At 72.7% G+C, this 25,388-nt stretch carries 31 protein-coding genes; 20 read left to right on the top strand and 11 right to left on the bottom strand.

Annotation, left to right across the window (positions count from 1 at the left end):
* Positions 1 to 310: 310 nt before the first annotated feature.
* The 5 genes from ACFY32_RS04635 to ACFY32_RS04615 are packed head-to-tail and all read left to right on the top strand — an operon-like array spanning position 311 to position 4,693.
* Positions 311 to 853 carry an RNA polymerase sigma factor gene (locus tag ACFY32_RS04635; protein WP_359194517.1) on the top strand — a complete coding sequence of 181 codons (543 nt, stop codon included), beginning with the start codon at positions 311 to 313 and terminating at the stop codon, positions 851 to 853.
* Positions 850 to 1,698 (top strand): zf-HC2 domain-containing protein, encoded by an 849-nt coding sequence (locus ACFY32_RS04630; RefSeq protein WP_359194520.1) that lies wholly within the window; start codon positions 850 to 852, stop codon positions 1,696 to 1,698. Before ACFY32_RS04635 ends, ACFY32_RS04630 begins: the two co-directional genes overlap by 4 nt.
* Positions 1,699 to 2,559 carry an ABC transporter ATP-binding protein gene (locus ACFY32_RS04625; RefSeq protein WP_390673408.1) on the top strand — a complete coding sequence of 287 codons (861 nt, stop codon included), beginning with the start codon at positions 1,699 to 1,701 and terminating at the stop codon, positions 2,557 to 2,559. It abuts the gene before it with no gap.
* Positions 2,556 to 4,076, top strand: a complete 1,521-nt coding sequence (locus tag ACFY32_RS04620) for an ABC transporter permease (protein ID WP_390673407.1) — start codon at positions 2,556 to 2,558, stop codon at positions 4,074 to 4,076. Before ACFY32_RS04625 ends, ACFY32_RS04620 begins: the two co-directional genes overlap by 4 nt.
* On the top strand, positions 4,064 to 4,693 hold the full coding sequence (locus ACFY32_RS04615) for an ABC transporter (protein ID WP_390673406.1): 630 nt from the start codon (positions 4,064 to 4,066) through the stop codon (positions 4,691 to 4,693). Before ACFY32_RS04620 ends, ACFY32_RS04615 begins: the two co-directional genes overlap by 13 nt.
* 132 nt (positions 4,694 to 4,825) lie before the next feature.
* Here ACFY32_RS04615 and mshD read toward each other — a convergent pair whose 3' ends face one another.
* Entirely contained in the window at positions 4,826 to 5,752 is a 927-nt protein-coding gene (gene mshD, locus ACFY32_RS04610; protein WP_390673405.1) for a mycothiol synthase, read from the bottom strand.
* A 166-nt stretch (positions 5,753 to 5,918) separates the two neighbouring features.
* On the opposite strand from mshD, the gene ACFY32_RS04605 reads away from it, so the two are divergent.
* Complete coding sequence (locus ACFY32_RS04605; RefSeq protein WP_390673404.1) at positions 5,919 to 7,745, top strand: bifunctional metallophosphatase/5'-nucleotidase; 1,827 nt, start codon at positions 5,919 to 5,921, stop codon at positions 7,743 to 7,745.
* 75 nt (positions 7,746 to 7,820) lie between these two features.
* Here ACFY32_RS04605 and ACFY32_RS04600 read toward each other — a convergent pair whose 3' ends face one another.
* The gene (locus tag ACFY32_RS04600) at positions 7,821 to 9,830 is read right to left on the bottom strand and encodes a pectinesterase family protein (protein WP_390673403.1); all 2,010 of its coding nucleotides are present in this window, start codon (positions 9,828 to 9,830) and stop codon (positions 7,821 to 7,823) included.
* Between the two features lie 74 nt (positions 9,831 to 9,904).
* Positions 9,905 to 10,177, bottom strand: coding sequence for a hypothetical protein (locus ACFY32_RS04595; RefSeq protein ID WP_359194538.1), 273 nt, complete (start codon positions 10,175 to 10,177; stop codon positions 9,905 to 9,907).
* A 120-nt stretch (positions 10,178 to 10,297) separates the two neighbouring features.
* On the opposite strand from ACFY32_RS04595, the gene ACFY32_RS04590 reads away from it, so the two are divergent.
* Both ACFY32_RS04590 and ACFY32_RS04585 read left to right on the top strand, forming a co-directional pair.
* On the top strand, positions 10,298 to 11,116 hold the full coding sequence (locus ACFY32_RS04590; protein ID WP_359194541.1) for a helix-turn-helix transcriptional regulator: 819 nt from the start codon (positions 10,298 to 10,300) through the stop codon (positions 11,114 to 11,116).
* Positions 11,113 to 11,307, top strand: coding sequence for a DUF397 domain-containing protein (locus ACFY32_RS04585; protein ID WP_359194544.1), 195 nt, complete (start codon positions 11,113 to 11,115; stop codon positions 11,305 to 11,307). The genes ACFY32_RS04590 and ACFY32_RS04585 overlap by 4 nt, the downstream gene beginning before the upstream one ends.
* Here the strand turns inward: ACFY32_RS04585 and ACFY32_RS04580 are convergent.
* The 6 genes from ACFY32_RS04580 to ACFY32_RS04555 all read right to left on the bottom strand — a co-directional run bounded on the left by ACFY32_RS04580 (position 11,298) and on the right by ACFY32_RS04555 (position 16,996).
* Entirely contained in the window at positions 11,298 to 12,758 is a 1,461-nt protein-coding gene (locus tag ACFY32_RS04580; protein WP_390673402.1) for an ATP-binding protein, read from the bottom strand. The two genes, ACFY32_RS04585 and ACFY32_RS04580, sit on opposite strands and share 10 nt — an antisense overlap.
* Positions 12,759 to 12,766: 8 nt before the next feature.
* Positions 12,767 to 13,501: a response regulator transcription factor gene (locus tag ACFY32_RS04575; protein ID WP_359194550.1), complete on the bottom strand. Its 735-nt coding sequence runs from the start codon at positions 13,499 to 13,501 to the stop codon at positions 12,767 to 12,769.
* Between the two features lie 98 nt (positions 13,502 to 13,599).
* Positions 13,600 to 13,770 (bottom strand): hypothetical protein, encoded by a 171-nt coding sequence (locus tag ACFY32_RS04570; RefSeq protein ID WP_359194553.1) that lies wholly within the window; start codon positions 13,768 to 13,770, stop codon positions 13,600 to 13,602.
* 49 nt (positions 13,771 to 13,819) lie between these two features.
* Positions 13,820 to 14,962 (bottom strand): S1C family serine protease, encoded by a 1,143-nt coding sequence (locus tag ACFY32_RS04565; protein ID WP_390673401.1) that lies wholly within the window; start codon positions 14,960 to 14,962, stop codon positions 13,820 to 13,822.
* A gap of 141 nt (positions 14,963 to 15,103) precedes the next feature.
* Positions 15,104 to 16,126 carry a LacI family DNA-binding transcriptional regulator gene (locus tag ACFY32_RS04560; protein ID WP_359194558.1) on the bottom strand — a complete coding sequence of 341 codons (1,023 nt, stop codon included), beginning with the start codon at positions 16,124 to 16,126 and terminating at the stop codon, positions 15,104 to 15,106.
* 81 nt (positions 16,127 to 16,207) lie between these two features.
* A complete protein-coding gene (locus ACFY32_RS04555) occupies positions 16,208 to 16,996 on the bottom strand; it encodes a response regulator transcription factor (RefSeq protein WP_390673400.1) in 789 nt (262 codons plus the stop codon).
* 169 nt (positions 16,997 to 17,165) lie between these two features.
* Between ACFY32_RS04555 and ACFY32_RS04550 the strand changes: the two genes are divergently transcribed.
* From ACFY32_RS04550 to ACFY32_RS04515, 8 genes are all read left to right on the top strand, one after another.
* Entirely contained in the window at positions 17,166 to 18,002 is an 837-nt protein-coding gene (locus tag ACFY32_RS04550) for an alpha/beta hydrolase (protein WP_390673399.1), read from the top strand.
* A 37-nt stretch (positions 18,003 to 18,039) separates the two neighbouring features.
* Positions 18,040 to 18,294 (top strand): MoaD/ThiS family protein, encoded by a 255-nt coding sequence (locus ACFY32_RS04545; protein WP_359194566.1) that lies wholly within the window; start codon positions 18,040 to 18,042, stop codon positions 18,292 to 18,294.
* Between the two features lie 3 nt (positions 18,295 to 18,297).
* Positions 18,298 to 19,581 carry a hypothetical protein gene (locus tag ACFY32_RS04540; protein ID WP_390673398.1) on the top strand — a complete coding sequence of 428 codons (1,284 nt, stop codon included), beginning with the start codon at positions 18,298 to 18,300 and terminating at the stop codon, positions 19,579 to 19,581.
* Positions 19,582 to 19,685: 104 nt separating this feature from the next.
* Complete coding sequence (locus ACFY32_RS04535) at positions 19,686 to 20,423, top strand: DUF2993 domain-containing protein (RefSeq protein ID WP_390673397.1); 738 nt, start codon at positions 19,686 to 19,688, stop codon at positions 20,421 to 20,423.
* Between the two features lie 173 nt (positions 20,424 to 20,596).
* On the top strand, positions 20,597 to 20,677 hold the full coding sequence (locus ACFY32_RS04530; RefSeq protein ID WP_351055874.1) for an Ms5788A family Cys-rich leader peptide: 81 nt from the start codon (positions 20,597 to 20,599) through the stop codon (positions 20,675 to 20,677).
* Positions 20,678 to 20,806: 129 nt separating this feature from the next.
* Positions 20,807 to 21,646, top strand: a complete 840-nt coding sequence (locus ACFY32_RS04525) for a sulfurtransferase (RefSeq protein WP_359194575.1) — start codon at positions 20,807 to 20,809, stop codon at positions 21,644 to 21,646.
* A 27-nt stretch (positions 21,647 to 21,673) separates the two neighbouring features.
* Entirely contained in the window at positions 21,674 to 21,961 is a 288-nt protein-coding gene (locus ACFY32_RS04520) for a DUF1416 domain-containing protein (protein ID WP_190204701.1), read from the top strand.
* Positions 21,962 to 22,047: 86 nt separating this feature from the next.
* Positions 22,048 to 22,305: a DUF3099 domain-containing protein gene (locus ACFY32_RS04515; RefSeq protein ID WP_359194579.1), complete on the top strand. Its 258-nt coding sequence runs from the start codon at positions 22,048 to 22,050 to the stop codon at positions 22,303 to 22,305.
* 7 nt (positions 22,306 to 22,312) lie between these two features.
* On the opposite strand, the gene ACFY32_RS04510 is transcribed toward ACFY32_RS04515, so the two are convergent.
* A complete protein-coding gene (locus ACFY32_RS04510; RefSeq protein WP_359194582.1) occupies positions 22,313 to 22,675 on the bottom strand; it encodes a DsrE family protein in 363 nt (120 codons plus the stop codon).
* An 80-nt stretch (positions 22,676 to 22,755) separates the two neighbouring features.
* Here ACFY32_RS04510 and ACFY32_RS04505 point away from each other — a divergent pair, with 80 nt between their 5' ends.
* The 4 genes from ACFY32_RS04505 to ACFY32_RS04490 are packed head-to-tail and all read left to right on the top strand — an operon-like array spanning position 22,756 to position 24,951.
* Complete coding sequence (locus tag ACFY32_RS04505) at positions 22,756 to 22,890, top strand: hypothetical protein (protein ID WP_285442785.1); 135 nt, start codon at positions 22,756 to 22,758, stop codon at positions 22,888 to 22,890.
* Between the two features lie 40 nt (positions 22,891 to 22,930).
* Positions 22,931 to 23,506 (top strand): FABP family protein, encoded by a 576-nt coding sequence (locus tag ACFY32_RS04500; protein WP_359194585.1) that lies wholly within the window; start codon positions 22,931 to 22,933, stop codon positions 23,504 to 23,506.
* A 31-nt stretch (positions 23,507 to 23,537) separates the two neighbouring features.
* Positions 23,538 to 23,975: a transcriptional repressor gene (locus ACFY32_RS04495; protein WP_359194587.1), complete on the top strand. Its 438-nt coding sequence runs from the start codon at positions 23,538 to 23,540 to the stop codon at positions 23,973 to 23,975.
* A 10-nt stretch (positions 23,976 to 23,985) separates the two neighbouring features.
* Positions 23,986 to 24,951, top strand: coding sequence for a folate-binding protein (locus ACFY32_RS04490; RefSeq protein ID WP_359194590.1), 966 nt, complete (start codon positions 23,986 to 23,988; stop codon positions 24,949 to 24,951).
* Positions 24,952 to 24,954: 3 nt separating this feature from the next.
* Here the strand turns inward: ACFY32_RS04490 and dtd are convergent, their stop codons facing one another.
* Entirely contained in the window at positions 24,955 to 25,380 is a 426-nt protein-coding gene (gene dtd / locus ACFY32_RS04485) for a D-aminoacyl-tRNA deacylase (protein WP_359194593.1), read from the bottom strand.
* Positions 25,381 to 25,388 lie beyond the last annotated feature (8 nt).

Genomic DNA, 25,388 nt, shown 5'->3' with positions numbered 1-25,388 from the left:
TCTGAATGACCGGTTACGGCGACATGACGTGCGGGACACCGGAGGGCGGCCCGGAGGGGGACGGCCGGAGGGGACGGCGGGAGGCCGGGTGCGGCGGGCCGGAAGGGGCGGTCCGGAGGGGGACGGCGGGAGGCCGGGTGCGGCGGCCCGGAAGGGGCGGGCCGGAGGGGGACGGCGGGAGGCCGGGTGCGGCGGTCCGGAGGGGGAGGGCCGGAGGCCGGGTGCGGCGGGCCGGAGGGGGACGGCGGGCGGACGCGACTCCGGCTGCGATCGTGTGAACCGATCCGGCGGGCTCGTTCGATGAGGAGATGTGAGCGAAACGAGAAGCGACGGGGAGCTGCTCCGGGCCGTCGCCGACGACGGGGACCGGCGGGCCTTCGAGGAGTTGTACCGCCGGTACGCCCCCTGGCTGGGCGCCCGGCTGCGCGGCCGCTGCGCCGACGCCGGGGTCGTCGACGACGTCGTGCAGGAGACCTTCCTCGCGGTGTGGCGCGGCAGCGCGCGCTACCGGCAGGACGGTGACGTGGCGGGGTGGCTGTGGCGGATCGGGTCGCGACGGCTGATCGACGCGCTGCGGGGGGACGGGGCCCGGGGGCGGCTGCGGCAGGCGCTGGCGAGACTGCGGCACCGCGAGGAGGTCTCGGCGGAGGAGCGCGTGCTCGCGGGGGTCGAGCACGGGGACCTCGCCGGGGCGCTGGTCCGGCTCTCCCCGGAGCTGCGCGCGGTGATCCAGGCGACGGTCGTGGACGGGCTGACCACCCGTGAGGCCGCCGTCCTGCTCGGTGTTCCGCCGGGCACGGTCAAGACGCGGGCGATGCGTGCCCGCAAGCAGTTGCGGGAGGCCCTGGCATGAGCTGGCATGTGACGGAAGAGGACCTGCGGTCCTATGCGCGCGGGGAGTTGGCGCCGCCGGGGCTGTGGTCGGCCGACGCCCACCTGGCGGGCTGCGCCGCGTGCCGGGCGCTGCTCGCCGAGGTGACCGACCCGGCCGCGCTGGACGCCGGGTGGGAGCGCCTCGACGCGGAGCTGGACGCGCCCCGGGCGGGGTGGTGCGAGGGGCTGCTGGTGCGGGCCGGGGTGCCGGACCACACCGCGCGGCTGCTCACCGCGACGCCGGTGCTGCGGGGCTCCTGGCTGGGCGCGGTCGTGCTGGTGCTGGCGATGTCCGTCCTCGCCGGGGCGTTCGGCGACCACGCCGCCTCGCCGACCGTCTTCCTCGCGCTCGCCCCGCTGCTGCCGCTGGCCGGCGTGGCCCTGTCGTACGGGCCCGCGCTGGACCCCACGTACGAGATGGCCGTCGTGGCGCCGATGCACGGGTTCAAGCTGCTGATGATCCGCACGGTCGCCGTGCTGGGCACGGGCATCGGGCTGAACGGCCTGGCGACGCTCGCCCTGCCCGGCTACGGGCTGCGCGCACTGGCCTGGCTGCTGCCCGCGCTGGCGCTCACCGCGGCCGGGCTGGCGCTCACCCCCAGACTCGGCCCGGTCGCCGCGCCCGCGGCGGTCGGCGGCTGCTGGGTGGCGCTGCTGCTCGCCGCCGACGCCGTGCGCGAGCCGGCCGGGGGCCCGCTGGCGCCGTTCACCGCGGCCGGGCAGGGCGTGAGTGCGGCCGTCGCCGTGCTCGCCGCCGGGCTGCTGTTCCTGCTGAGGGACCGCTTCGACGTCGCGTCCCTCCGTCCTTCCCAGGGGAGTCTCTAGATGCATCCGACCGTCTCCGCCTCCGGGCTGAGCCTGCACTACGGCCGCACCCGCGCCCTCGACGGCGTGGAGCTGCGGCTGACCCCGGGCGTCACCGGGCTGCTCGGGCCGAACGGCGCGGGGAAGACCACGCTGCTGCGGGTGCTGGCCACCGCCGTGCCCGCCGACCGGGGCTCCTTCACCGTGCTCGGACACGATCCCGGGACCGCCCGGGGCCGCCAGGAGGTGCGGCGGCACCTGGGCTATCTGCCGCAGACGCCCGGCTTCCACCCCGGGTTCACCGCCTTCGAGTTCGTGGACTACGTGGCGATCCTGAAGGAGTTGACCGACCGGCGGGCCCGGCACCGCGAGGTGCGGCGGGTGCTGGAGGAGGTCGGCCTCGGGGAGGTGCGCGGGCGGCGGATACGGAAGCTGTCCGGCGGGATGCGGCAGCGGGTGGCGCTGGCCGCCGCGCTCGTCGGCGACCCCGGCTTCCTGGTGCTGGACGAACCGACCGTCGGGCTCGACCCCGAGCAGCGGATGCGGTTCCGGGAGCTGATCGCCCGTGCGGGGGAGGGGCGGACCGTGCTGCTGTCCACGCACCAGACCGAGGACGTCGCGATGCTCTGCCGGCGGGTGCTGGTGATGGCCGGGGGGACCGTCCGCTTCGACGGCACGCCCGCCGAGCTGACCGCGCGGGCGGCCGGGCGGGTGTGGAGCAGTGCCGAGCGTGATCCGGGCGCGAAGGCGGGGTGGCGCACCGGCACCGGCACCTTCCGCAACGTGGGGGACCCGCCCGCCGGCGCCGACCTGGTCGAACCCACCCTGGAGGACGGCTACCTGCTCGTCCTGGACGGCGTGGACGCGGAGGTGGCGGCATGAGCGCGGTGCTCTCCCCGGCGCCCCCGGCGACGGACCGCGCGGCGGCGGCCGGCGGGGCGCGGGCGGTGCTCGCACTGGCCCGGTTCGAGGCGCGCAAGCTGCTGCTGAGCGCGCCGGTCCTCCTCGCCTTCGTGGTGTACGTCGGCTGGATCGTGTGGCGCACCCCCCAGTCCTACGACGGTTACCCGGCACTGCAGGACGCCGACCGGGCGACCCAGGGCGGGCCCCTGCTCGTCGGCATGGCGGTGCTGCTGAGCGCCAACCTCGCCGTCCTGCGCTCCAGACGGCACGGCACCGAGGACCAGTTCGCGGTGCTGGTCGTCCCGCGCGGACACCGTACGGCCGCCCAGGTGCTGGCGCTGCTGCCGGTGGTGCTGCTCACCGCCGCCTGCGTGGCCGGGCAGTTCACCTGGGAGGCGCTCAAGCCGGGCGCGGTCGGGCACGGTTCACCGGCCGAGCTGCTGGCCGGGCCGCTGGCGGTCCTGCTGTTCGGGGCGGTCGGCGTGCTGCTTGCCCGGCTGCTGCCCGTGCCGTCGGCGGCCCCGCTGCTCTCCGTCTGCTTCCTGTTCCTGTTCGTGCTCGGCGCGTTCTCCTTCCAGGGCGAGGGCACCCGGTGGCTGTCGCCGGTGGTGTCCGAGGCCGGCACCACCCCGTTCCCCTCCGACCTGCTGGGCCGGCCCGCCGCCTGGCACGCCCTGTACCTCGCGGGCGCCGCCCTGTGCCTCGCCTTCCTCGCGGTGCTCGTGTCGGGCGCCCGGAGCCTGACCGTGAAGGCGGGCCTCGCCCTCACCCTCGCCCTGGCGGTGACCGGAGCCGTCGCCCAGTCCGGCGCGGACTCCCCGGCCCTGGCCGCCGCCCGGGAGCGGGTGAGCGTGAGCCCCGAGAAGGAGCAGACCTGCGTCGAGCGCGACGGCACGAGGTACTGCGCGTTCCCCGAGTGGGTGCCGCGCACCGCCCGGTGGGCGTCGGTGGTGGACCGCGTCCGCTCGCTCACCGGCCCCGCCGCGCACGACCGGCCCCTCCTGGTACGCCAGCGGATCGACGCCCGTTACGGCCTGGACGCCGACACCGCGATCCCCTCGGCCACCCGCCGGAACCAGGTGACCGTCGGCACCGCCTGGGGCGGCAACCGGGTGCCGGAGTTCTCCACCGCCGTCGCCGCCGTGCTGGTCGCGGGCAGCGAGGCGGCGAGCGGCTCGATGTGCGACGGCCGGATGGTGACCGTCATGTGGCTCTCGCTGAGCTGGCAGGACGATCCGGTGGGCGCCCTGCGCCGGGTCCGCCTGGACGACAGCGTCAGCGGTTCCGCGGTCGTGCTCTCCCCGACCGACCCGCTGTCCATGACGGAGGGCCAGACCGACGTCGTGCGGCGGCTGCTCCAGCGGCCCCCGGCCGGGGTCGCGGGCAAGGTCCGCGCCCACTGGGCCGAGCTGACCTCCCCGAAGGTGACCACCGCGCGGGTGGCCGAGCTGCTGGGCGTCGCCGGGCCCGGCAAGGCGGACTCGTGCGAGGAGTGACCCGGGCGTCGGCGCTCCCCGTGCTGCGCACCCTGCCGTGGCCGACGCTCGCGGCCGCCGGGGGCGTCGGGCTGCTGCTCGCCGCGGTGCCCCGGCTGACGGACGGGACACCGGGGACCGGGCCCGCGCTCAGCCTGCTGCGCTGCGTCGCCCTGGCCGGCGCCCTCGGCCTGGCCTTCCTCCTGGACGACCCGGCCCGGCACACCACGGCCGCGGTACCGGTCCGGCGGCTCGCCCGGCAGGCCCTGCGCGCCGCCCTGGTCGCCCCGCCCGTCGCCCTGTGGTGGGCGGCGGCGGTGCTCCTCGTCCCCGCGGAGATACGTCCCCCGGTCGGCGACGTCACCCTGGAGGCGGCGGCCGTCTGCCTGCTCACCCTCGCGGGCGCGGCGGCCGGGATCCGGCTCACCGACCGCGCCCGGCCGGGACCGGGCGTCGCGGCGGGCCTGCTGGCCTCGGCCGTCCTCGCCCCGCTGCTGCTGCCGGAGCGCTGGGCCCTGTTCGTCCCGGTCGGCGACGAGCGCTGGGCGGCGGCCCACGACCGGTGGGCGCTGCTGCTGGCGGCGGCGGTGGCGGCGTGGGGGCTGTACGGGGCGGAGCGGGTCGGCCGCCACCGCTGAGTCACCGTACGCTCAGGTCTCCCAGGTGGACACGGACACGCCAGCCCGGGTTCCGGCAGCGGCCACCCCCGCTCAGGTCTCCGAAGTGGACCCGGACACGCCGGTTCGGGTTTCCGCAGCGGCCACGCCCGCTCAGCTCTCCGTGCGGTACATCAGGTCCGTCTCGTGGGTGGTGAAGCCCAGCCGTTCATAGACCGACACCGCCGCCTTGTTGTCGGCGTCGACGTACAGCATCGCCGTGGGCAGGCCCCGGCCGGCCAGGTGGCGCAGGCCGATCGTGGTGAGGGCCTTGCCGAGGCCGCCGCCCTGGGCACCGGGGGCGACGCCGACGACGTACACCTCGCCGAGGCGTTCGGCGTCGTGGACCTTGGTCCAGTGGAAGCCGATCAGGTCCTCGCCGCGGAAGGCGAGGAAGAAGCCCTCGGGGTCGAACCAGGGCTCGGCCTCGCGGTCCTGGAGGTCGCGGAGGGTGAGGGAGCCCTGCTCGGGGTGGTGGGCGAAGGCGGCGGCGTTCACCGCGAGCCACGCCGTCTCGTCCCGCCCGGGGACGAACGCGCGGACGCTCACGCCCTCCGGGAGCACCGGGTCCGGCAGGTCGAGGCCGGTCAGCGGGCGCCGCATCTGGCGCAGTTCGCGGAACAGGGCCAGCCCGAGGACCTGCGCGAGGTGCCGGGCGGCGGGGTGCCCGCCGTGCGCCCACACCCGCAGCCGCTTGCCGGAGGCGGCGAGCAGCGCGGTGCCCAGCGCCCGCCCGTGGCCCTGTCCGCGCCGCCCCGGGTGGACGACCAGCTCGGCGGCGGGCGGCTCCACCGGGTCGGTGTCCTCCAACTGCGCGTAGCCGGTGAGTTCGCCGTCCACGGTGAGCAGCAGGTGCGCGATGCCGTCCCGCGCGCCGCCGCGCAGGTGCAGCCGGCCCTGTTCGGACACGGCCTGCTGACCGTCCCTCCGGGCGGCCTCGGCGAGCAGCGCGAGGACCGCCTCGGTCTGCTCGTCGGTGAGGGCGGAGTACGTCTCGATCGAGCGGGGGCGGCCGAGCCGCGCGATGTCGTCGCTGGTCATGCGTACGAGGGTAAGGGGCGGGGCGGGTGTTACGGCGGTAGGGAGTAAACCAGGATGTAACCCGTGACCCCCTGTTGTGCTACGCGCGTTGACTTTAGGCTGCGCCGCGGGCCGTCATGCCGGCGGCCCGGTCCACGCAGACCCACGCAGACCCACAGGGGCACGCATGCCAGCCACCGCTCAGTCGCCGCACGACCCGCGCCGCAGACGCCGTACGACGCGGCTCCTCGCGGTCACCGCCACCGTCGTCACCGCCGGGGCGCTCGCCGCCGCCGCGCTGCCGGCGTCGGCCAGCGCGGACCGGCACGGCAACGGCCACACCCCGGGCCACGCCTCCGGCCGCTACCAGGACGTCCAGCTCCTGTCCTTCAACGACCTGCACGGCAACCTGGAGCCGCCGACCGGCTCCTCCGGCCGGGTCACCGAGACCCAGCCCGACGGCACCACGAAGACGGTCGACGCGGGCGGCGTGGAGTACCTCGCCACCCATCTGCGCGAGGCCCGCGAGGGCAACCGGTACTCCATCACCGCGGCCGGCGGCGACATGGTCGGCGCCTCCCCGCTGATCTCGGGCCTCTTCCACGACGAGCCCACCATCGAGGCGCTGAACAAGCTCGACCTGGACGTCACCAGCGTCGGCAACCACGAGTTCGACGAGGGCGCCGCCGAGCTGGCCCGCCTGCAGAACGGCGGCTGCCACCCCACCGAGGGCTGCTACTCCGACAAGAGGTTCAAGGGCGCCGACTTCCCCTACCTGGCCGCCAACGTCCTCGACGAGAAGACCGGAAAGCCCGTCCTCAAGCCGTACTGGGTCTGGAAGAAGAACGGCGTCAAGGTCGGTTTCATCGGCGTCACCCTGGAGGGCACCCCCGGCATCGTCTCCGCCGACGGCGTCAAGGGCCTCACCTTCAAGGACGAGGTCGAGACGATCAACAAGTACGCCAAGGTGCTCCAGAAGCAGGGCGTGAAGTCGATCGTGGCGCTCGTCCACGAGGGCGGCTTCCCGGCCTCGTCCTCCTACAACTACGACTGCGACGCCCCGGGCGCCGGCGACGGCGTCTCCGGACCGATCGTCGACATCGCCAAGAACGTCACGCCGCAGGTCGACGCGCTGGTCACCGGGCACACCCACAACGCGTACGTCTGCACGATCCCCGACCCGGCGGGCAACCCGCGCATGGTCACCTCCGCCGCGTCCTTCGGCCGCCTCTACACCGACACGACGCTCACCTACGACCGCAAGACCGGCGACATCGCCCGTACGGCGGTGAAGTCCGCGAACCACGTCGTCACCCGGGACGTCGCCAAGGCGCCCGACCTGACCGCGCTGATCGGCAAGTGGAACGCGCTGGCCGCCCCCATCGGCAGCCGGCCCATCGGCTACATCTCCGGTGACATCGGCAACAGCGGCACCGAGTCCCCGCTCGGCGACCTCATCGCCGACGCGCAGCTCGCCCACGGCAGGGAGCTGGACCCGGAGACCGACGTCGCCCTGATGAACCCCGGCGGCATCCGCGCGCCCCTCACCTACGCGGCGAGCGGGAGCGAGGGCGACGGCGTGGTGACGTTCGCGGAGGGCTTCACGGTCCAGCCGTTCGCCAACACGGTCAACTTGCAGAACCTCACCGGCGCCCAGTTGATCCAGGTACTCAAGGAGCAGGTCAGCGGCGTCAACGCGGCCTCGCCGAAGATCCTCCAGATCTCCTCCGGGCTGACGTACACGCTGGACCTCACCAAGTCGGGCGCGGACCGGGTCGTCACCGACTCCATCCGCCTCAACGGCGCCCCCGTCGACCCGGCGGCCACCTACCGGGTCGCCAGCAACAGCTTCCTCGCGGGCGGCGGCGACGGCTTCACCACGCTGGGCCAGGGCACCGACGACCTGGTCGGCGCCGACGACCTGACCGCGCTGGAGCAGTACCTGACGGCCAACTCCTCGGCGGGCGCCCCGATCGCACCGCCGGCGGCCGACCGGATCACGATCGTGCGCTAGCGGCGCGGTGGCCGGCGCGGGGAAGACGTGTGCGCGTCTTCCCCGCGCCGGTTTTCTTTCAGTGGCCGTCGCCGGTCAGGAGGTGGTCGGGGTCCAGTCGCCGAGCCAGTCCGTGATTTCCTGGGTGGTGGCCTGGGCGTCGGTGAGCTGTGGCCGGTCGGTGCTCGCGGTGCCCGCGCCGGGGCCGGTGTTCTTGTACTCGGCGAACCGGTCGGCCTTCCAGGAGAACCCGCTCATGTCCGTCCAGGGCGCGGCCTTGATCGCGGCGCTGAGCGTGGTGTTCCGGACGGTCGTCTGGGGGTCGAGGGACGCGTCACCGCCCGCGTGCCACGGCCGGCCGAGGTAGAAGGAGCCGTTCGAGACGTCGCCGTTCACCGTGGAGTCGGCGATGAGGATGCCCTTGCGGCCCGCGGCCGTGCTGGGCGCGGTGACGTATCCGGCGGAGGAGCCGTCCCAGCGCTTGCGCAGGGTGATGACGGAGTGGTCGATCACGGCGGTGGCGCGGCCGAAGATGAAGTCGACGTTGCCGAGGACGTACGAGTTGCTCATGTAGACCCGGCCGAGCCGGTCCTTGGCGGCGGTGTCGAGGAGCAGGGTGTCCTGGTCGCCGGTGACGATGACGCCGTCGAGGAACACCTTGTCGGCGGCGGTGCGCAGGGCGACGGCCTGGTGTCCGGACAGGGACTGGTTGGCCTTCTCGTCGAAGTCGTTGGTGATGGACAGGTTGCGGGCCTGGAAGTCGTCGGCCTCGACGGCGACGGTGGCGCTGCCGCCGGTCCCGTACGTCCCCGAGCCGTCGGGTTTCGGCGTGCCCGCCGCGTTGTTGTAGACGATCACCGTGTCCTTGCGGGACGCGCCCGTGCCCTGGATGGTGACGTGCGGCTTGTTGGACGGGACCTTGACCAGTTCGCGGTACGTGCCCGGCTTGACGGCGATGACCACGCGCGAGGGGTTGTCGGCGGGGACGGCGTTCACGGCGGCCTGCACGGTCGTGTACTGGCCGGTGCCGTCCTTGGCGACGGTGAGGGTGGTGGCGGCGGCGGCCAGCGTGCCGGCGGTCGTGCCGATCGAACTCCGCGGCCCGGCACCGGCCTTGAGCAGCGCGGGGACGTCCGCCGCCCGGTCCAGGCTGTAGGCGTAGTACGCCTTGGGGTCGAAGCCCGTGCCCCCGCTCTCGTTCCGCCCGGAGGTGCCCGAGAAGACGTTGCCGCGCTGGACGAGGGAGGCGGTGCTGTCCTTGATGACGGGGTTGTTGACGCCCTTGAAGTAACTGTTCTCCAGGACCATCGACGTCCTGCCGCGCGAGTAATTGCCGTACGAGGACGTGATGTCGGTGCCGGGGACGTCCTCCAGGTAGTTGTTGTAGAGGTGGGCGTGGGCGCAGTTGTCGGTGGACGGGTTGCGCTGTTCGGTCTCCTGGACCCAGTTGTGGTGGATCGTGATGTCGGTGGTGACGTTCTCCGTCCAGCCGATGCCGAACGCCTTGTTGTCGTGGTGGAGGCGGTTCCAGGAGACGGTGACGTTCGTGCTGTCCTTGCGCACGTCGATCAGGCCGTCGGCCATGTTCCGCAGGTCGTTGTGGTCGATCCAGACGTGGTGGGCGCCGTCCATCTGGATCGCGTCGAAGTCGTGCTCCTTGTCGTTCCAGACGCCCTGGTACGTGTCGCGGATAGTGAGGTTGCGGATGATCACGTTGTGGACGCCGGTGCCGAGGAAGAAGCCGCCGCCGACGATGTGCCCCGAGGTGCCGGAGCCGACGATGGTCTTGTCGGAGGCGACCTTGATCTCCTTGCCGACGGGGGACATGGTGATGGCCCCGGCCACGACGATGACGTACGGCTCGGCGGCGGTGGCGTACTTCTCCAGCTCGGCCTGCGTCCGGACGGTGACGGTCTGGCCGTCCCGCCCGCCGTACGTGCCGTTCTGGCCGAGGGCGTTGACGGAGGCGAACCCGTCGGCGGCGGCGGTAGCCCAGGCGGGGGCGGCGGCGGCCGCGGCGGGCCCGGCGCCGGCCCCGTGGACGAGACCGGCGGCGAGCGCGAGGGGGACGAAGACGCCGAGCGCCTTCCTGCGGGGGTGTCTCATCGACTGCGTCCGTTCCATGCGGGTGCGTACATGACATGTCTGGGTCGCAGCCGGGGGGCGGGAGGTTGCCGCCCCTAGCGCGGCCCGCCCCGGCTGACCGCCACCCGCAGCACGTCCTCCAGCGACTCCACGGCCCGCACCAACGCGAACCGCACGGCCCGGTCCCCGGCCTTCGCGTCCCCCAGCACGCCCTTGCACCCCGCCAGCACCTGCCTCCCCGACGCGAGCTGGGCCTCCTCGATGTCGTCCGCGAGCCGCGACAGCCGACTGCGCGGCCCGTCGGCACTGAGATAGCAGGGCTTGCCGTCGGGAGTGGTCCAGGGCAGCAGCCGCAGGCTGTCGTTCACGGGGGGTCCTTCGGTCGGGGGGAGGGTGACGGTTCGCGTCCCCACTGTCACTGTGCGTGCGTACGCTGCGGAAGAGGGTTGCTGTTGTCTGTCCGGAGGACAACGGGAAGGGGTGGCGGCATGACGGACGGGGAGTCGAAGCGCGCTGTGCTGGGGCGGACGCTGCGCTTCCTGCGGGAGAAGGCGGACATGTCGCTCGCGCAACTGGCCGAGGAGACGTCGTACGACAAGAGCTACCTGTACCGCCTGGAGACCGGGGAACGGCTCTCCAAGCGGGCGGTCATGGAAGAGCTGGACCGCTATCACGGCTCAGGCGACCTGCTGGTCGGCCTGTGGCAGGACGCGCGCAAGGAGGTCTTCAAGGACAAGTACAAGGCATTCATGGAACTTGAGGCCACGGCACGCGTCATGTGGAAGTTCCAGCTCCGGGTGCCAGGGCTTTTGCAGACGGAGGACTACGCCCGCACGGTGCTGTCAGGGTTGTCCCGGGCCCAGACAACGGTCGGCAACGGGACGGATGTCGAGGAGCAGGTGGCCGCACGCATGGGGCGGCAGGAACTGCTGCACCGCCACCCGGCGCCGAACCTCCGGGTGATCCTCGATGAAGGAGCACTGCGTCGTCGCGTCCCCGACGACAAGGTGTGGGCGGACCAACTGGAGCACCTGGTGAAGTCGGCCGACCTGCCATCGACCGCCCTTCAGGTGTTGCCGTACACGGCTGGTGTGCATGACCTCATGAACAGCGACCTCACCCTGATGTGGCAGCGGATCGGCGATCCCGTTGCCTACGTCGAAGGCAACGGCGTCGGTGAATTGATCGACGATCCGGACAAGGTTCTGTCGTTCCGCCTGTCCTACGATCGGGTCAGGGATGCGGCGTTGACTCCCGAGGAGTCGGCAGCGTTCATCAAGGCCCTTTTGAAGGAGTGCAGACCATGACCCGACTCCCCGACGCCACCTGGCGCAAGTCGTCCTACAGCGACGGCGGCGACTCGAACTGCGTCGAGGTGGCCGTCGGCCACCCCGGTCTCGTGCCCGTTCGGGACAGCAAGGTCGGGGGCGAGGTCGTCGTCGTGTTCGGCGCCGGGGCGTGGGGGGCGTTTCTCGAAGGGGTGCGGGGTCAGGGCTGAGGCGTGTCTTCCGCTGGCGGGGTCTCCGGCGGCGGGACCGGTGCTCCCGGCAGCCTGATCGTCGCCTCCGTGCCGCCGCCCTCCGCCGGGGCGAGGGTGACCTCGCCGCCCGCCTGCTGGACCGTGCGGGCCACGATGGACAGGCCGAGGCCGGAGCCGGGCAGCGAGCGGGCGGACTCCGAGCGCCAGAAGCGGTCGAAGACGTGGGGGAGTTCGGCCTCGGAGATGCCGGGGCCGTGGTCCCGCACGGTGAGCGTGCCGTCGGTGAGGCGGACGTCGATGACCCCGCCCTCGGGGGAGAACTTCACCGCGTTGTCGAGGATGTTGACCACCGCCCGTTCCAGCGCGGCCGGCTCGGCCCGTACGTACCAGGGCTCGACGTCCGCCGTGATCGTCAGTTCCGGGCCGCGCAGCCGGGCGCGGCGCAGGGCCGACTCCACGATGTCCTGCCAGGCCAGGATGCGGGTGCGCCCGGTGTGGTGGCCGGTGTCGGGGCGGGAGAGTTCCTGGAGATCGCCGATGAGCGCGGCCAGCTCGGTCATCTGCGCCTTCACCGAGGCGAGCAGCGCCTTGCGGTCGGCCTCGGGCAGCGGGCGGCCGGTCTCCTCGCTGCGGGTGAGGAGTTCGATGTTGGTACGCAGAGACGTCAGCGGCGTGCGCAGTTCGTGGCCGGCGTCCGCGATGAGCTGCTGCTGCAACTCCCGGGAGCTGGCCAGGGACGAGGTCATGGAGTTGAAGGAGCGGGAGAGCCGCGCGATCTCGTCCTCCGCGTCCGCGTCCACGGGGATGGCGACGCTCAGGTCCTCGGTCCGGGCCACGTGCTCGACGGCCTCGGTGAGCTTGTCGACGGGCCGCAGTCCGGCGCGGGCGACGGCGAGGCCCGCCGCGCCCGCGCCGATCACGCCGAGGCCGGAGACCAGCAGCAGGATCAGGGCGAGGTCGTTCAGCGTGGACTGGGTGCCCTTCAGCGGCACGGCGGCGACCAGGGCGGCGCGCGTACTGGTCCGCGTGAGCGGGTTGCTGAGGGTCATCGGCACGGTGTGCACCCGCAGGGCGTTGCCCTTCGCGTCGGTGCCGTTGCGGGTGATGGCGGTGGTGTCCCCGGCGTTCTCGATGACCTTCTTGTCGGCCGCGGTGACCTTGATCTCGCCCATCGAGTTCGCGAACAGGCACGTCGTCCCGTCCGCCGTGACCACCTGGGAGTAGGTGTTCCGGAAGCCGCCCTGGCCGGTGTCCTGCGTGCAGTTGGTCAGCGCCATCCTGATCTGGTCGACCTGCTGCGGCGAGGTCAGACGGGCGGCCTTCTCCAGCTCGTTGTCGAGCTGCTCGTACAGCTTGCCCTGCACGATGAACCAGCACGTCACCGACACCGCCGCCACCGCGAACGCCACCGCCGCCGCCACCAGCAGCGACAGCCGCGCCCGGATGGGCAGGGCACGGAACCGGCGCATCGTCGCCCTCACTCCGCGCCGCCCTGCCGCAGCACGTAGCCCACGCCCCGCACGGTGTGCACGAGGCGGGGTTCGCCGCCCGCCTCGGTCTTGCGGCGCAGGTACATCACGTACACGTCGAGGGAGTTGGACGACGGCTCGAAGTCGAAGCCCCAGACGGCCTTGAGGATCTGCTCCCGGGTGAGGACCTGGCGCGGGTGCGCCATGAACATCTCCAGCAACGTGAACTCGGTGCGGGTCAGCTCGACCGGCCGGCCGCCCCGCCGCACCTCCCGCGTCGACAGGTTCATGCTCAGGTCGCCGAAGGTGAGGACGTCGTTGGTCTCGGTGGAGGCCGCGACCGCCGCCGCGTACGAACTGCGCCGCAGCAGCGCGCGAATCCGGGCGAACAGCTCGTCCAGCTCGAATGGCTTGACCAGGTAGTCGTCGGCGCCCGCGTCGAGGCCGGTGACCCGGTCGCCGACGGTGTCGCGGGCGGTCAGCATCAGGATCGGGGTGGTGTCGCCGGTGGCGCGAATCCGCCGGGCGGCGGTCAGGCCGTCCATGCGGGGCATCTGGATGTCGAGGACCAGCAGGTCCGGACGGTACGCCGCGGCCTTCTCCAGCGCCTGCGCGCCGTCGACGGCGACCTCGGTGCCGTAGCCCTCGAAGGCGAGGCTGCGCTGTAGGGCTTCGCGGACCGCCGGCTCGTCGTCGACGATCAGGATGCGCTGGGTGTCACGGTCGCCGTCTGCGGGGCTCATGGGCACGGTTCCTCGGATGCGGTGGGCGTCTTCGGGCTGACGCTCCTCAGCCTCGCACGCCGGCGGGCGGGTACGGGGAGGGATGGCGATGACGGGTCTCAGGCCCGGGACGGGCGGCGCACCGCCGGGGCGCGGTGGGCGCGGACGGGCCGGGGCGCGACCTCGGGGGCCCGGACCGCCGGGGCGTGCAGCGCGGACGCCACCGCCAGGGCGAGGGCGAAGCCGGCCGGGTCGGTGCCGGGCACCAGGTGCGTGACCTGCTTGATCATGGGGTGACTCCTCAGTCCGTGGTGTCCGACTCGGTCCGTGGTGCCCGGCTCAGTCCGTGGTGCCCGACCGCAGCGTGTCGAGGTCGGCCTTGACGGTGTTGATCGGGATCGCGAAGCCCAGGCCCACGCTGCCCGCGTCGGCGGACGAGGAGGAACCGGCGGCCGAGTACATCGCGGAGTTGATGCCGATGATGTTGCCGTTCATGTCGATCAGCGCGCCGCCGGAGTTGCCCGGGTTGAGGGAGGCGTCGGTCTGGAGCGCCTTGTACGTCGTCGTGGACGACCCGGTGTCGCCGTTGAACTCCTGGCCGCCGAACTCGAACGGCCACTGACCGCCGCCGCCCCGCTGCTGCTGCTGGCCCTCGTCGGTGGAGACGGTCACGTCCCGGTTCAGGGCGGAGACGATGCCGCTGGTGACGGTGCCGGTCAGCCCCTCGGGCGAGCCGATCGCCACGACCTCGTCGCCGACCTTGACGGCGTCGGAGTTCCCGAGGGACGCGGCCTTCAGGCCGGAGGCGTTCTGGAGCTTGATCAGCGCCAGGTCCTTGGAGCTGTCGGTGCCGACGACCTCGGCGGTGTACTCCTTGCCGTCGCTGGTCGTGACCTTGACCGAGGAGGCGCCGGAGACCACGTGGTTGTTGGTGACGATCTCACCGTCGCTGGTGATGATCACGCCGGAGCCGGTGGACGAACCGGCGCTGGAGGCGGCGTTGATCTCGACGATGCTGGGGCTGACCGCGGCGGCCACCCCGGACACGGTGCCCTTCTGGCTGGACGGCACCACGTTGGTGCTGGCGGCGGCGGCCACGGTGTCGGAGCCGGTCAGCTCCTGGATGCCGTAGGCGGTGCCGCCGCCGACCGCCGCCGCGACGATCGCGACCGCGGCGAGCAGGCCGAACGGGCGCCGGACGCGCTTCCTCGGCGCCCCGCCCCCGGCGACGGACGCCGCGGGGGGCTGCGCCGGCGGGGGCGGCCACTCCGGGTTCACCGGGGAGGACAGGTAGGGGGAGGGCGCGTGCGCCACGGAGGCGGGCTGAGCGCCCGCGGGCTGAGCGGCCTCGGGATGGGCGGACGCGAACTGAGCGCCCTCGGGATGAGCGGAGGCGTGCTGCTGGGCGCCCTCGTAGGAGGTCGCGTACGGGTGGTCGTACGGGGACTCGTACTCGCCGCTGCGGCGGATGCTCTCGGTCATGTCCACGAGCATGTCCGCCGACGATGAGAGCCTCCTGAGTGCGGCCTGAGAAGCCCGGCAGAAGCTCGTATGCCCGATATAAAGCCGCCGGAAAGCGCTACAAAGCCGCAGAAGGGCGCTGTCGGCGGTTGCCGGAGGGCGTCATCCGCAGCCGCAGGACCGGCGCAGCACCAGCCGGGACGGGAACACTTTCAGCCGTTCGCGCCGCGACCCCGCGACCCGCAGCGCGTCGTCCAGCACCAGGTCCACGGCGGACCGCGCCATCGCCGACCGGTCGGAGGCGACCGTCGTCAGGCCCGGGTCGGCGAGCCCGGCCTCCTTGATGTCGTCGAACCCGGCCACCGCCAGCTCGCCCGGCACCTCGATGCGCAGCTCGCGGGCCGCGCGCAGCACGCCGATCGCCTGGTCGTCGGTGGAGCAGAAGATCGCGGGCGGACGACGGGGCCCGGCGAGGATCTCCAGGGCGACCCGGTAGGCGTCGTAGCGGTTGTACGGCGCCTCGAACAGCCGGCCCTCGGTGGGGAGCCCCGCCTCCCGCATCGCCCGCCGCCAGCCCTCGACGTGGTCGGAGACGGGGTCGCCGACGGCCGGGGTGTCGGCGGTGCCGCCCATGCAGGCCACGTACTCGTAGCCGTGCTCCAGCAGATGGCGTACGGCCAACTGGGCGCCGCCCAGGTCGTCCGTCACCACGGCGACGTCGTCGATGGCCTCGGGCCGCTCGTGCAGCAGCACCACCCGGGCGTCCCACGCCTCGATCTCGGCCGCCGCCTGGTCGTTCAGCGCGTGGCTGACCAGGATCAGGCCGGAGACCCGCATCCCGAGGAACGCGCGCAGGTAGTGCACCTCGCGCTCGGCTACGTAGTCGGTGTTGCCGACCAGGACCATCTTCCCGCGCTCGGCGGCGGCCCACTCCACCGCGTGTGCCATCTCCCCGAAGAAGGGCTGGCGGGCGTCGGGGATGATCAGCCCTATGAGGTCGGTGCGGCGCGAGGCCATCGCCTGGGCGACCCGGTCGGGCCGGTACCCCAGTTCCTTGATGGCGGCGAGGACACGCTCGCGCGTGGCCGGGGCGACCGGCCGGGGTCCGTTGTTGATGACATAGCTGACGACGGCGGTGGAAGTCCCCGCCAGCCGCGCCACATCGTCCCGAGTCACCTTGGCCACGCGCGGAGTCTACGCGGATGGACCAGCCCCGGGCAGGGCAGTATCACAGGTTGGGCGCCCCGCCCGGAACGCCCGCCGCCCTCAGACCTTCGTCCGTGCCTCCACCGCGTCGGCCGCCGGCGCCGGGTCCGCGCCGTCCGCCGCGGAGCGCTCCGCCTTCGCCTTGGCCTCCTCCGCCGCGCGCTCCCCCCGCTCGGGCTTCTCGGGCGTCACGAAGCGGTAGCCGACGTTGCGGACGGTGCCGATCAGCGACTCGTGCTCGGGCCCGAGCTTGGCCCGCAGCCGCCGTACGTGGACGTCGACGGTCCGGGTGCCGCCGAAGTAGTCGTAGCCCCAGACCTCCTGGAGCAACTGGGCTCGGGTGAAGACCCGGCCCGGGTGCTGCGCGAGGTACTTGAGCAGCTCGAACTCCTTGAAGGTCAGGTCCAGGACCCGGCCCTTCAGCTTGGCGCTGTACGTCGCCTCGTCCACCGACAGGTCACCGTTGCGGATCTCCATCGGGGAGTCGTCGTTGACGATCTGCTGGCGGCCCATGGCCAGCCGCAGCCGGGCCTCGACCTCGGCCGGACCGGCGGTGTCGAGCAGCACGTCGTCGATGCCCCAGTCGGCGGTGACGGCGGCGAGGCCGCCCTCGGTGACGACCAGGACGAGCGGACAGCCGGGGCCGGTGGAGCGCAGCAACTGACACAGGCTGCGCACCTGCGGCAGGTCCCGCCGGCCGTCGATCAGGATCACGTCGGCGCCGGGGGTGTCCACCAGGGCGGGGCCCTCCGCCGGGGCCACGCGCACGTTGTGCAGCAGCAGGCCGAGAGCGGGAAGCACCTCCGTCGACGGCTGAAGGGCATTGGTCAGGAGCAGCAGTGAACTCATAACGTCTTGGTTCCTCCTCGGTCCCTGCGAGGACGTATGCGGAACTGCTTCTTACTGCGACCGATAGCCGTACACCTGCGGTTTCCCGCCTTGTATACAACGCTTCCGAAAGCACGAAAGGACCCGGGGGCTTCACTGCCCGAGTCCTCTTCCGAGCAGAATAGCCGACATGAACGACGGTTCGGCAGGTCATGTGGCCCGATCCACCCTTCGTCCGCATGTCGAGACGGCTTCCCGGGGGCCTTTGCGGAGGTATCTGCACACGTCCGACGGGGTGCGGATCGATTCCGTATACGACCCGGGTCGCGTTGTATACGAAAACGGGGGTTCATCCGCCCGTGACCTCGTGTTCGTGATCGCGCACGGGTTCACCGGCGACGCCGACCGCCCGCACGTCCGGCGGACAGCCGCCGGCCTCGCCCGGCGGGGCGCGGTCGTCTCGTTCTCCTTCCGCGGCCACGGGGCCTCCGGCGGGCGCTCCACGGTCGGCGACCGCGAGGTCCTCGACCTGGCGGCGGCCGTCGACTGGGCCCGGAGCCTCGGGCACACCCGGGTGGTGACCGTCGGCTTCTCCATGGGCGGCTCGGTGGTGCTGCGGCACGCGGCACTGCACCGGGGCGTCGACGCGGTCGTCTCCGTCAGCTCCCCGGCCCGCTGGTACTACCGGGGCACGGCCCCCATGCGGCGCCTGCACTGGCTGGTGATGCGGCCCGAGGGCCGGCTCGTCGGCCGCTACGGCCTGCGCACCCGCATCCACCACCGCGACTGGGACCCGGTGCCGCTGTCGCCCGTCGAGGCGGTGCCCCGGATTGCCCCCGCCCCGCTGCTCGTCGTGCACGGCGACCGCGACGGCTACTTCCCCCTGGACCACCCCCGGATGCTGGCCGAGGCCGCCGGTGAGCACGGCGAACTCTGGCTGGAGCCCGGCATGGGCCACGCCGAGCACGCCACCGGCGAGGACCTGCTGCGCCGGATCGCGGACTGGGCCGTCGTCCGGGCGGGCTAGCCTGAGCCTGTCCACAGTCGTCCGACAGAGGAACCAGATGGCAAAGGTCACGGTGCGCTACTGGGCCGCCGCGAAGGCCGCGGCCGGGGTGGCCGAGGAACCGTACGAGGCGGAGACGCTCGCCGAGGCGCTCGACGCCGTACGCGGCCGGCACTCCGGGGAACTCGCCCGGGTCCTGCTGCGCTGCTCGTTCCTCGTCGACGGCGACCCGGTGGGGACCCGCGCGCACGAGACGGTACGGCTGGCCGACGGCGGCACGGTCGAGGTGCTCCCGCCGTTCGCAGGAGGGTGACCGATGACGAACCAGCCGTACGAGGGGTACGAGGGATACGGGCAGCACGGGTCCGAGGACCCGTACCGGCGGCAGACCCCGCCGCCGGCCGCCTGGCCCGACCAGGGGTACGACGATCCGTACGCCGACGCCGACGCCGACCAGCAGCAGCACACCCAGCAGTGGCAGGGGCAGACCTGGGAGACCTCCGTCCAGCCGCCGGTCCCGGCGGCCTCCCCGGAGGAGACGGCGTACCTGCCGCCGCAGCAGCCGCAGCAGTACCAGCAGCAGTACCAGCCGCAGTACCAGCCGCAGCCGCAGTACCAGCCGCAGCCGCAGCCGTACCAGCAGCCGCAGGCGCAGCAGCAGCCGTACCGGCAGCCCCAGCCGTACCAGCAGCCGTACGAGCCGCAGCCGCAGCCCCACACGCCGCCGCCGCAGTTCCACACGCCGCAGCCGCAGCCCCACACCCAGCCGCCCGCACCCGCGCCCGTGGCCGCCCCCGCCGACGACACCGACGGCGGCTACGGTCCCGCCACCCTCGCCGGGAACGCGCGGATCACCGACGCGCAGCGGGCCCGTGCCGAGGGCCGGTCGCCGGTCATCGAGCCGGGGATGCGGCCCGCGCTGCTCACCGCGCTGCTGGGCCTGCTGCTGGCCGGGGCGGCGGCGGTCGGCACGTACGCCGTGCTGCTGCCGCTGGTCGCGCTCCAGGCGGTCACCGCGGCGGGCTGGTTCCGGCTGAACGGCATGTGGCCGGCCCGGCAGGGCATCGCGCTGGGCTTCCTCGGCGCGCTGGTCGCCGACGCCGCGCTGCTGGTCTCCGACCGCTCCCCGGCGGCGATCCTCGGCACCCTCGGCGTCTGGGTGCTGCTCTGCCTCGCCCTGAACCTGCGCTCGCGCGCCGAGCCCGACGAGCGGATGTACGGCCTGATGGCGTCCGTCGCAGCGGCGGCGCTGGCGATCGTGGCGGGCGGCTATCTCGCCGCCGACGCGGACGCGGTCACCGTCGGCGGGGCCGCCGTGGCGGTCGCCGTACTGGCCCGCGCGCTGCCGCTGCCGACGCCCGCCTCGGTGGTCGTCGCGCTGCTCGCGGCGGCCGGCGCGGGGGGCGCGGCCGGTGCGATGACCGGCGTGGGGGCGTCCGGGGCGCTGCTCGGCGCCGGCGCGGCGGTGTGCGCGCTGATCGGTCACCGGGTGGCGAGCTACGACTACCCGTCCCGTTTCGTGCACTTCACGGCGGGCGTGGCCCTGCCGCTGAGCGCGGCGGCGCCCGTGGTGTGGCTGCTGGGGCGGGCGCTGGTGTGACCGTGCCGCCCGGCGGTCACTGTCACAGGTGATCGACAATATTCCGGGCGGCCCGCCGCCGGGCGCTACCGTGACCTCATCTCTGAAGACCGAGGTGGGGAACAATGCGCGCACTGCGAATACTGCTGATCACCGTGGTGATCCTGGGCGGGCTCTTCGTCGCCGCCGACCGGCTCGCGGTCCACTTCGCGGAGGGGGAGGTGGCCGACCGGCTGAAGTCCCGCGAGAACCTGGCCGAGACCCCGGACGTCTCCATCAACGGATTCCCGTTCCTGACCCAGGTCGCCGGCGGTGAACTGGACGACGTCGAGGTCGGCATCGACGGCTACGAGGCGGCCACCGCCGACGGCAGCGAGCAGGTCCGGGTCGACGACCTGCGGGCGCACATGAAGGGCGTCGACTTCTCCGGCGACTTCAGCTCCGCCACCGCCGCCACCGCGAAGGGCACGGCGACCATCGCCTACGACGAGCTGCTGAAGGCCGCGGACCCCCAGCCGGCCGACGTCGCCCCCGGCGTCAACGCCCGCATCGTGGGACTCTCCGACGGCGGCAACGGCAAGATCGACGTGGCCGTCGAGGTGACGCTGGCCGGCAAGAAGCTGCCCGAGCCGGCGCATGTGCTCAGCTCGGTCACCGTGAGGAACAACCGGCTCGGCGTGAAGGCCGACAACCTGCCGGAACTGGGCGGGGTGACCCTGGCCGAGTCCCGCATCCGGGAGATCACCGACTTTCAGCAGACCATCGACGAACTGCCCGGCGGCATCAAGCTCGACAAGGTCGAGGCGGCCGCGGACGGCGTCGACATCACGGTCCGGGGCACCAACATCACCCTGGCCGGCTAGTCCGAGGGGCGAGACGCCGTCGTCCGTACCGCAGCGGCGGCGGGGGACGTCCGGGGCCGCGGGGCCCGGCGCGGCGGCCCCGCCACCCCGGTTCTCTCATATGGCGGACGATCGTGTCTCAGTATCCGACACGGCGGTGACACGCCCGCCGGTCCGTCCCTACGATCGACGGCATGAGGCGACAGGCGGATCTGACGAAGCGGCGGGCAGTGGACCTGTGCCGCGTTGCCGCCATGCTCTGTCGCCCCTTCTGAGCGGAAGGGCCCCGGCCCCCGCGTTTCCCCGCCGCCCTGCCCAGGGCCTGGCGCGCGCCGCGCCCGCACGAGCGCCCGCGCGCCCCTCCCACTCGCACGCCCCGCCGTAACTGCCCCGGAGGAGAAGAGATGAGCCGCAGCGACGTCCTGGTCGACGCCGACTGGGTCCAGGAGCACCTGGACGACCCCACCATCGCGATCGTCGAGGTGGACGAGGACACGTCCGCGTACGACAAGAACCACATCCGCAACGCCATCAAGATCGACTGGACGCAGGACCTCCAGGACCCGGTCCGCCGCGACTTCATCGACCAGGAGGGCTTCGAGAAGCTCCTGTCGGCCAAGGGCATCGGCAACGACACGCTGGTGATCCTCTACGGCGGCAACAACAACTGGTTCGCGTCCTACGCCTACTGGTACTTCAAGCTCTACGGCCACGAGAACGTCAAGCTCCTCGACGGCGGCCGCAAGAAGTGGGAGCTGGACGCCCGCGAGCTGGTCGAGGAGGTGCCCGAGCGCCCCGCGACCGAGTACCGGGCCAAGCCGCAGAACACCGCGATCCGCGCCTTCCGCGACGACGTCGTCAAGGCCATCGGCTCGCAGAACCTGGTCGACGTGCGCTCGCCCGACGAGTTCTCCGGCAAGCTGCTCGCCCCGGCCCACCTGCCGCAGGAGCAGTCCCAGCGTCCCGGCCACGTGCCCAGCGCCCGCAACATCCCGTGGTCGAAGAACGCCAACGACGACGGCACGTTCAAGTCCGACGAGGAGCTGAAGAAGCTCTACGAGGAGGAGGACGTCGACCTGGCCAAGGACACCATCGCCTACTGCCGCATCGGTGAGCGCTCGGCCCTGACCTGGTTCGTCCTGCACGAGCTGCTGGGCGTGCAGAACGTCAAGAACTACGACGGCTCCTGGACCGAGTACGGCTCCCTGGTCGGCGTGCCGATCGAGCTCGGCGCCGGCAAGTAATCCGCTGCGACCCTAAGGACTACCGACATGTGTGGAGCGAAGGCCGGCGGCCCGGACGCCTCGACGATCAAGCCCGGTGAGACCACCATCCAGGGCCAGGTGACCCGCGACGGCGAGCCGGTGACGGGCTACGTCCGGCTGCTGGACGCCACCGGCGAGTTCACGGCGGAGGTCCCGACCTCCGCGACGGGCCAGTTCCGCTTCTACGCGGCCGAGGGCACCTGGACCGTCCGCGCGCTCGTCCCGGGCGGCACCGCCGACCGCACCGTCGTCGCCCAGAAGGGCGGCCTGGCGGAGGTCGCCATCGCCGTCTGACGGCACCCACGGCGGAGGGGCCGCGTCCCACGGGTCGGACACCCGGGAAGCGGTCCCTCCGGCACGTCCGGGCCTACCCTGGTCCTATGTACGCACGACGTCGTCACGTGTACTTCGTCATGATGGGTACCTGCGTCACGCTGTTCGTCCTGGCCTGGGCCGTCGTGCGGATCTGGTCCGTCCCGGTGGCCGTCGGCATGTGCGTGGTCGCCATGGTCATCCCGCCGTTCGCCGCGATCGTCGCCAACCGGCGCGGTCCCGAGGACCGCTGGTGGGACGACCCCTCCGGCGATCCCAAGTCCGACGAGTGGTGGGACGAGCTGGACGGCAAGCGGCGCCGCTGAGCGCCGGTCAGTAGACGAGCGCCTGGGTGTCCTCCGCCAGCGCCTCCTGCACGAAGACCTGCGCCCCGGCGATCCGCACGCCCTCGATGACGTCCTTCTCGGTGATCTCCCGGCGGGCCGCGCACTGGGTGCACAGCGTCAGCCTGCCGCCCGCCAGCAGCGAGTCGATCAGGTCCGGCAGCGGCGCCGCGTGCGGCAGCTCGAACTCGGCGGCCCGCCCCGGCAGCGCGAACCACGCCGACTCGCCGGTCAGCCACACCGACACCTCGACCCCGCTGGCCACGGCCACCGCCGCCACCGTGAACGCCTGCGAGCAGCGCTCGGGGGCGTCGGCCCCCGCGGTCACCTTGATCACGAGCTTCTTCGCCATGGCCGCATCGTACGGCGCGGGCAAGGGCACACCTCGCGCGGAGAGCGGGAGCGGGGCCGCGTAAGCTGGGGGGCGGCCCTGTGCACACCACCGCACCCCCGCTCAAGGAGCACCCCGTGGAGATCTTCTTCGAAGCCCTGCTGGTCCTGGTCTGCGTCGGCGTCCTCGCCTTCGCCGGACTGACCGTGAAGAAGCTGTTCCAGGGCCAGCGCTGATCCCTCGCCCCCATCGACGTACGAGACTGCTGAGCTGCTCATGATCGAGATCCCGTCCGACCTCCACAAGGACCTCGTCCCGCTGGCCTTCCTGCTCGGCGACTGGGCGGGCGCGGGCGTGCACGACTTCCCCGGTTCCGAGAAGTGCAACTTCGGGCAGGAGGTCAGCTTCACCCACGACGGCCGGGACTTCCTGGAGTACCACTCCCGCACCTGGGTGCTGGACAACGACGGCAACAAGGTCCGTCCGCTGGAGACCGAGCACGGCTTCTGGCGCATCGACGCCGACCGCAAGGTCGAGATCACGATGACCCGCGACGACGGCGTCATCGAGATCTGGTACGGCGAGATGGCCCCCAAGAAGCCGCAGATCGACCTGGTCACGGACGCCGTCGCGCGCACCCCCGCCGCCCGGCCCTACACCGGCGGCAAGCGGCTGTACGGCTACGTCAAGAGCGACCTGATGTGGGTCGGCGAGAAGCAGACCCCCGAGGTCGAGCTGCGCCCCTACATGTCGGCCCACCTGAAGAAGGTCGTCACCCCCGAGGACGTCGAGCGCTGGGCCAAGGCCCTGCCCGACGACCTCCCGGACGACGGGATCGCCTTCTTCAAGTAGGCGACTTGCCCCCTCGCCCTAGACTTGGCGTGTGGTGAGCACCGACTGGAAGAGCGACCTCAGGCAGCGCGGCTACCGGCTGACCCCGCAGCGACAGCTCGTGCTGGAAGCCGTGGACACCCTGGAACACGCGACCCCCGACGACATCCTCGGCGAAGTGCGCAAGACGGCGTCGGGGGTCAACATCTCCACGGTGTACCGCACCCTGGAGCTGCTGGAGGAGCTGGGCCTGGTCAGCCACGCCCACCTCGGCCACGGCGCCCCGACGTACCACCTCGCCGACCGGCACCACCACATCCACCTGGTCTGCCGCGACTGCACCGACGTGATCGAGGCCGATCTGTCGGTGGCCGCCGAGTTCACCGCCAAGCTGCGCGAGCAGTTCGGCTTCGACACCGACCTGAAGCACTTCGCGATCTTCGGCCGCTGCCGGGACTGCTCCCTGAAGGCTTCAACTGCCGAGTCGTAGGCTGGGTGCCATGAAAAGCCCCCTGCTGTCCCTGCCCGGCGCCGTCCCCGCCGAGGGCGTGGACGAAGGCGTCGCCGCGCACTACGGCGACCTGTTCCGCGAGCAGCGCGCCCTCGCCGACGGCACCGGTCTCGTCGACCTCTCCCACCGGGGGGTCGTCACCGTCACCGGCGAGGACCGGCTGAGCTGGCTGCACCTGCTGCTCACCCAGCACGTCAGCGAACTGCCGGCCGGACAGGCCACCGAGGCGCTGATCCTCACCGCCAACGGGCACGTCGAGCACGCCCTGTACCTGGTCGACGACGGCACGACCGTCTGGGCGCACGTCGAGCCCGGCACCCAGGAGGCGCTGATCGCCTACCTGGAGTCGATGAAGTTCTTCTACCGGGTCGAGGTCGCCGACCGCACCGCCGACACCGCGGTGGTCCACCTGCCCGCCGGCTCCATCACCGGGGCCCCCGAGGGCGCGGTGGTCCGGGAGACGCCGTACGGGCGTGATCTCTTCGTGCCGCGCGCCGGGCTGGAGGCGTTCGCCGCCGAGGCCGGACCGCCGGTCGGCATCCTGGCGTACGAGGCGCTCCGGGTCGAGCAGCACCGGCCCCGCCTCGGCTTCGAGACCGACCACCGCACCATCCCGCACGAGCTGGGCTGGATCGGCAGCGCCGTGCACCTCCAGAAGGGCTGCTACCGGGGCCAGGAGACCGTCGCCCGGGTGCAGAACCTGGGCAAGCCCCCGCGCCGGCTGGTCTTCCTGCACCTGGACGGCAGCGAGGTCCACCTGCCGGTGCCGGGGACGGAGATCCGGCTCGCGGACGACGGCCCCGACGGGCGCCGGATCGGGTTCGTCACCACCTCCGCCCGCCACCACGAGCTGGGCCCGGTCGCCCTTGCCCTGGTGAAGCGGAACGTGCCGGTGGACGCCCGGCTGATGGCCGGGGACACGGCCGCCGCGCAGGAGACGGTCGTCGAACCCTAGGCCCTAGATCTCCAGCAGGACCGTGAACGGGCCGTCGTTGGTCAGCCCCACCCGCATGTGGGCGCCGAACCGGCCCGTCGCCACGGTCGCGCCCAGTGCGCGCAGCCTCGCCACCACCTCGTCCACCAGCGGCTCGGCGGCCTCCCCGGGGGCCGCCGCGTTCCAGGTCGGGCGCCGGCCCTTGCGGGCGTCGCCGTACAGGGTGAACTGGCTGATCACCAGCAGCGGGGCGCCGACGTCGCTGCACGAGCGCTCCTCGTGCAGCATCCGCAGGGTCCACAGCTTGCGGGCGAGCCGCTCCGCCTTCTCCACCGTGTCGTCGTGGGTGACGCCGACCAGGACGCAGAGTCCCTCGCCCTCGATCGCGCCGACCGTCTCGCCGTCCACGACGACACTCGCGCCGTCCACCCTCTGTACCACCGCACGCATGCGGCCCA

This window comes from Streptomyces sp. NPDC000134 (assembly GCF_042899225.1).
Taxonomy (GTDB): Bacteria; Actinomycetota; Actinomycetes; order Streptomycetales; family Streptomycetaceae; genus Streptomyces.
The sequence above is the reverse complement of the archived record's forward strand: the minus strand, read 5'-3'. Positions and strand labels throughout refer to the sequence as shown.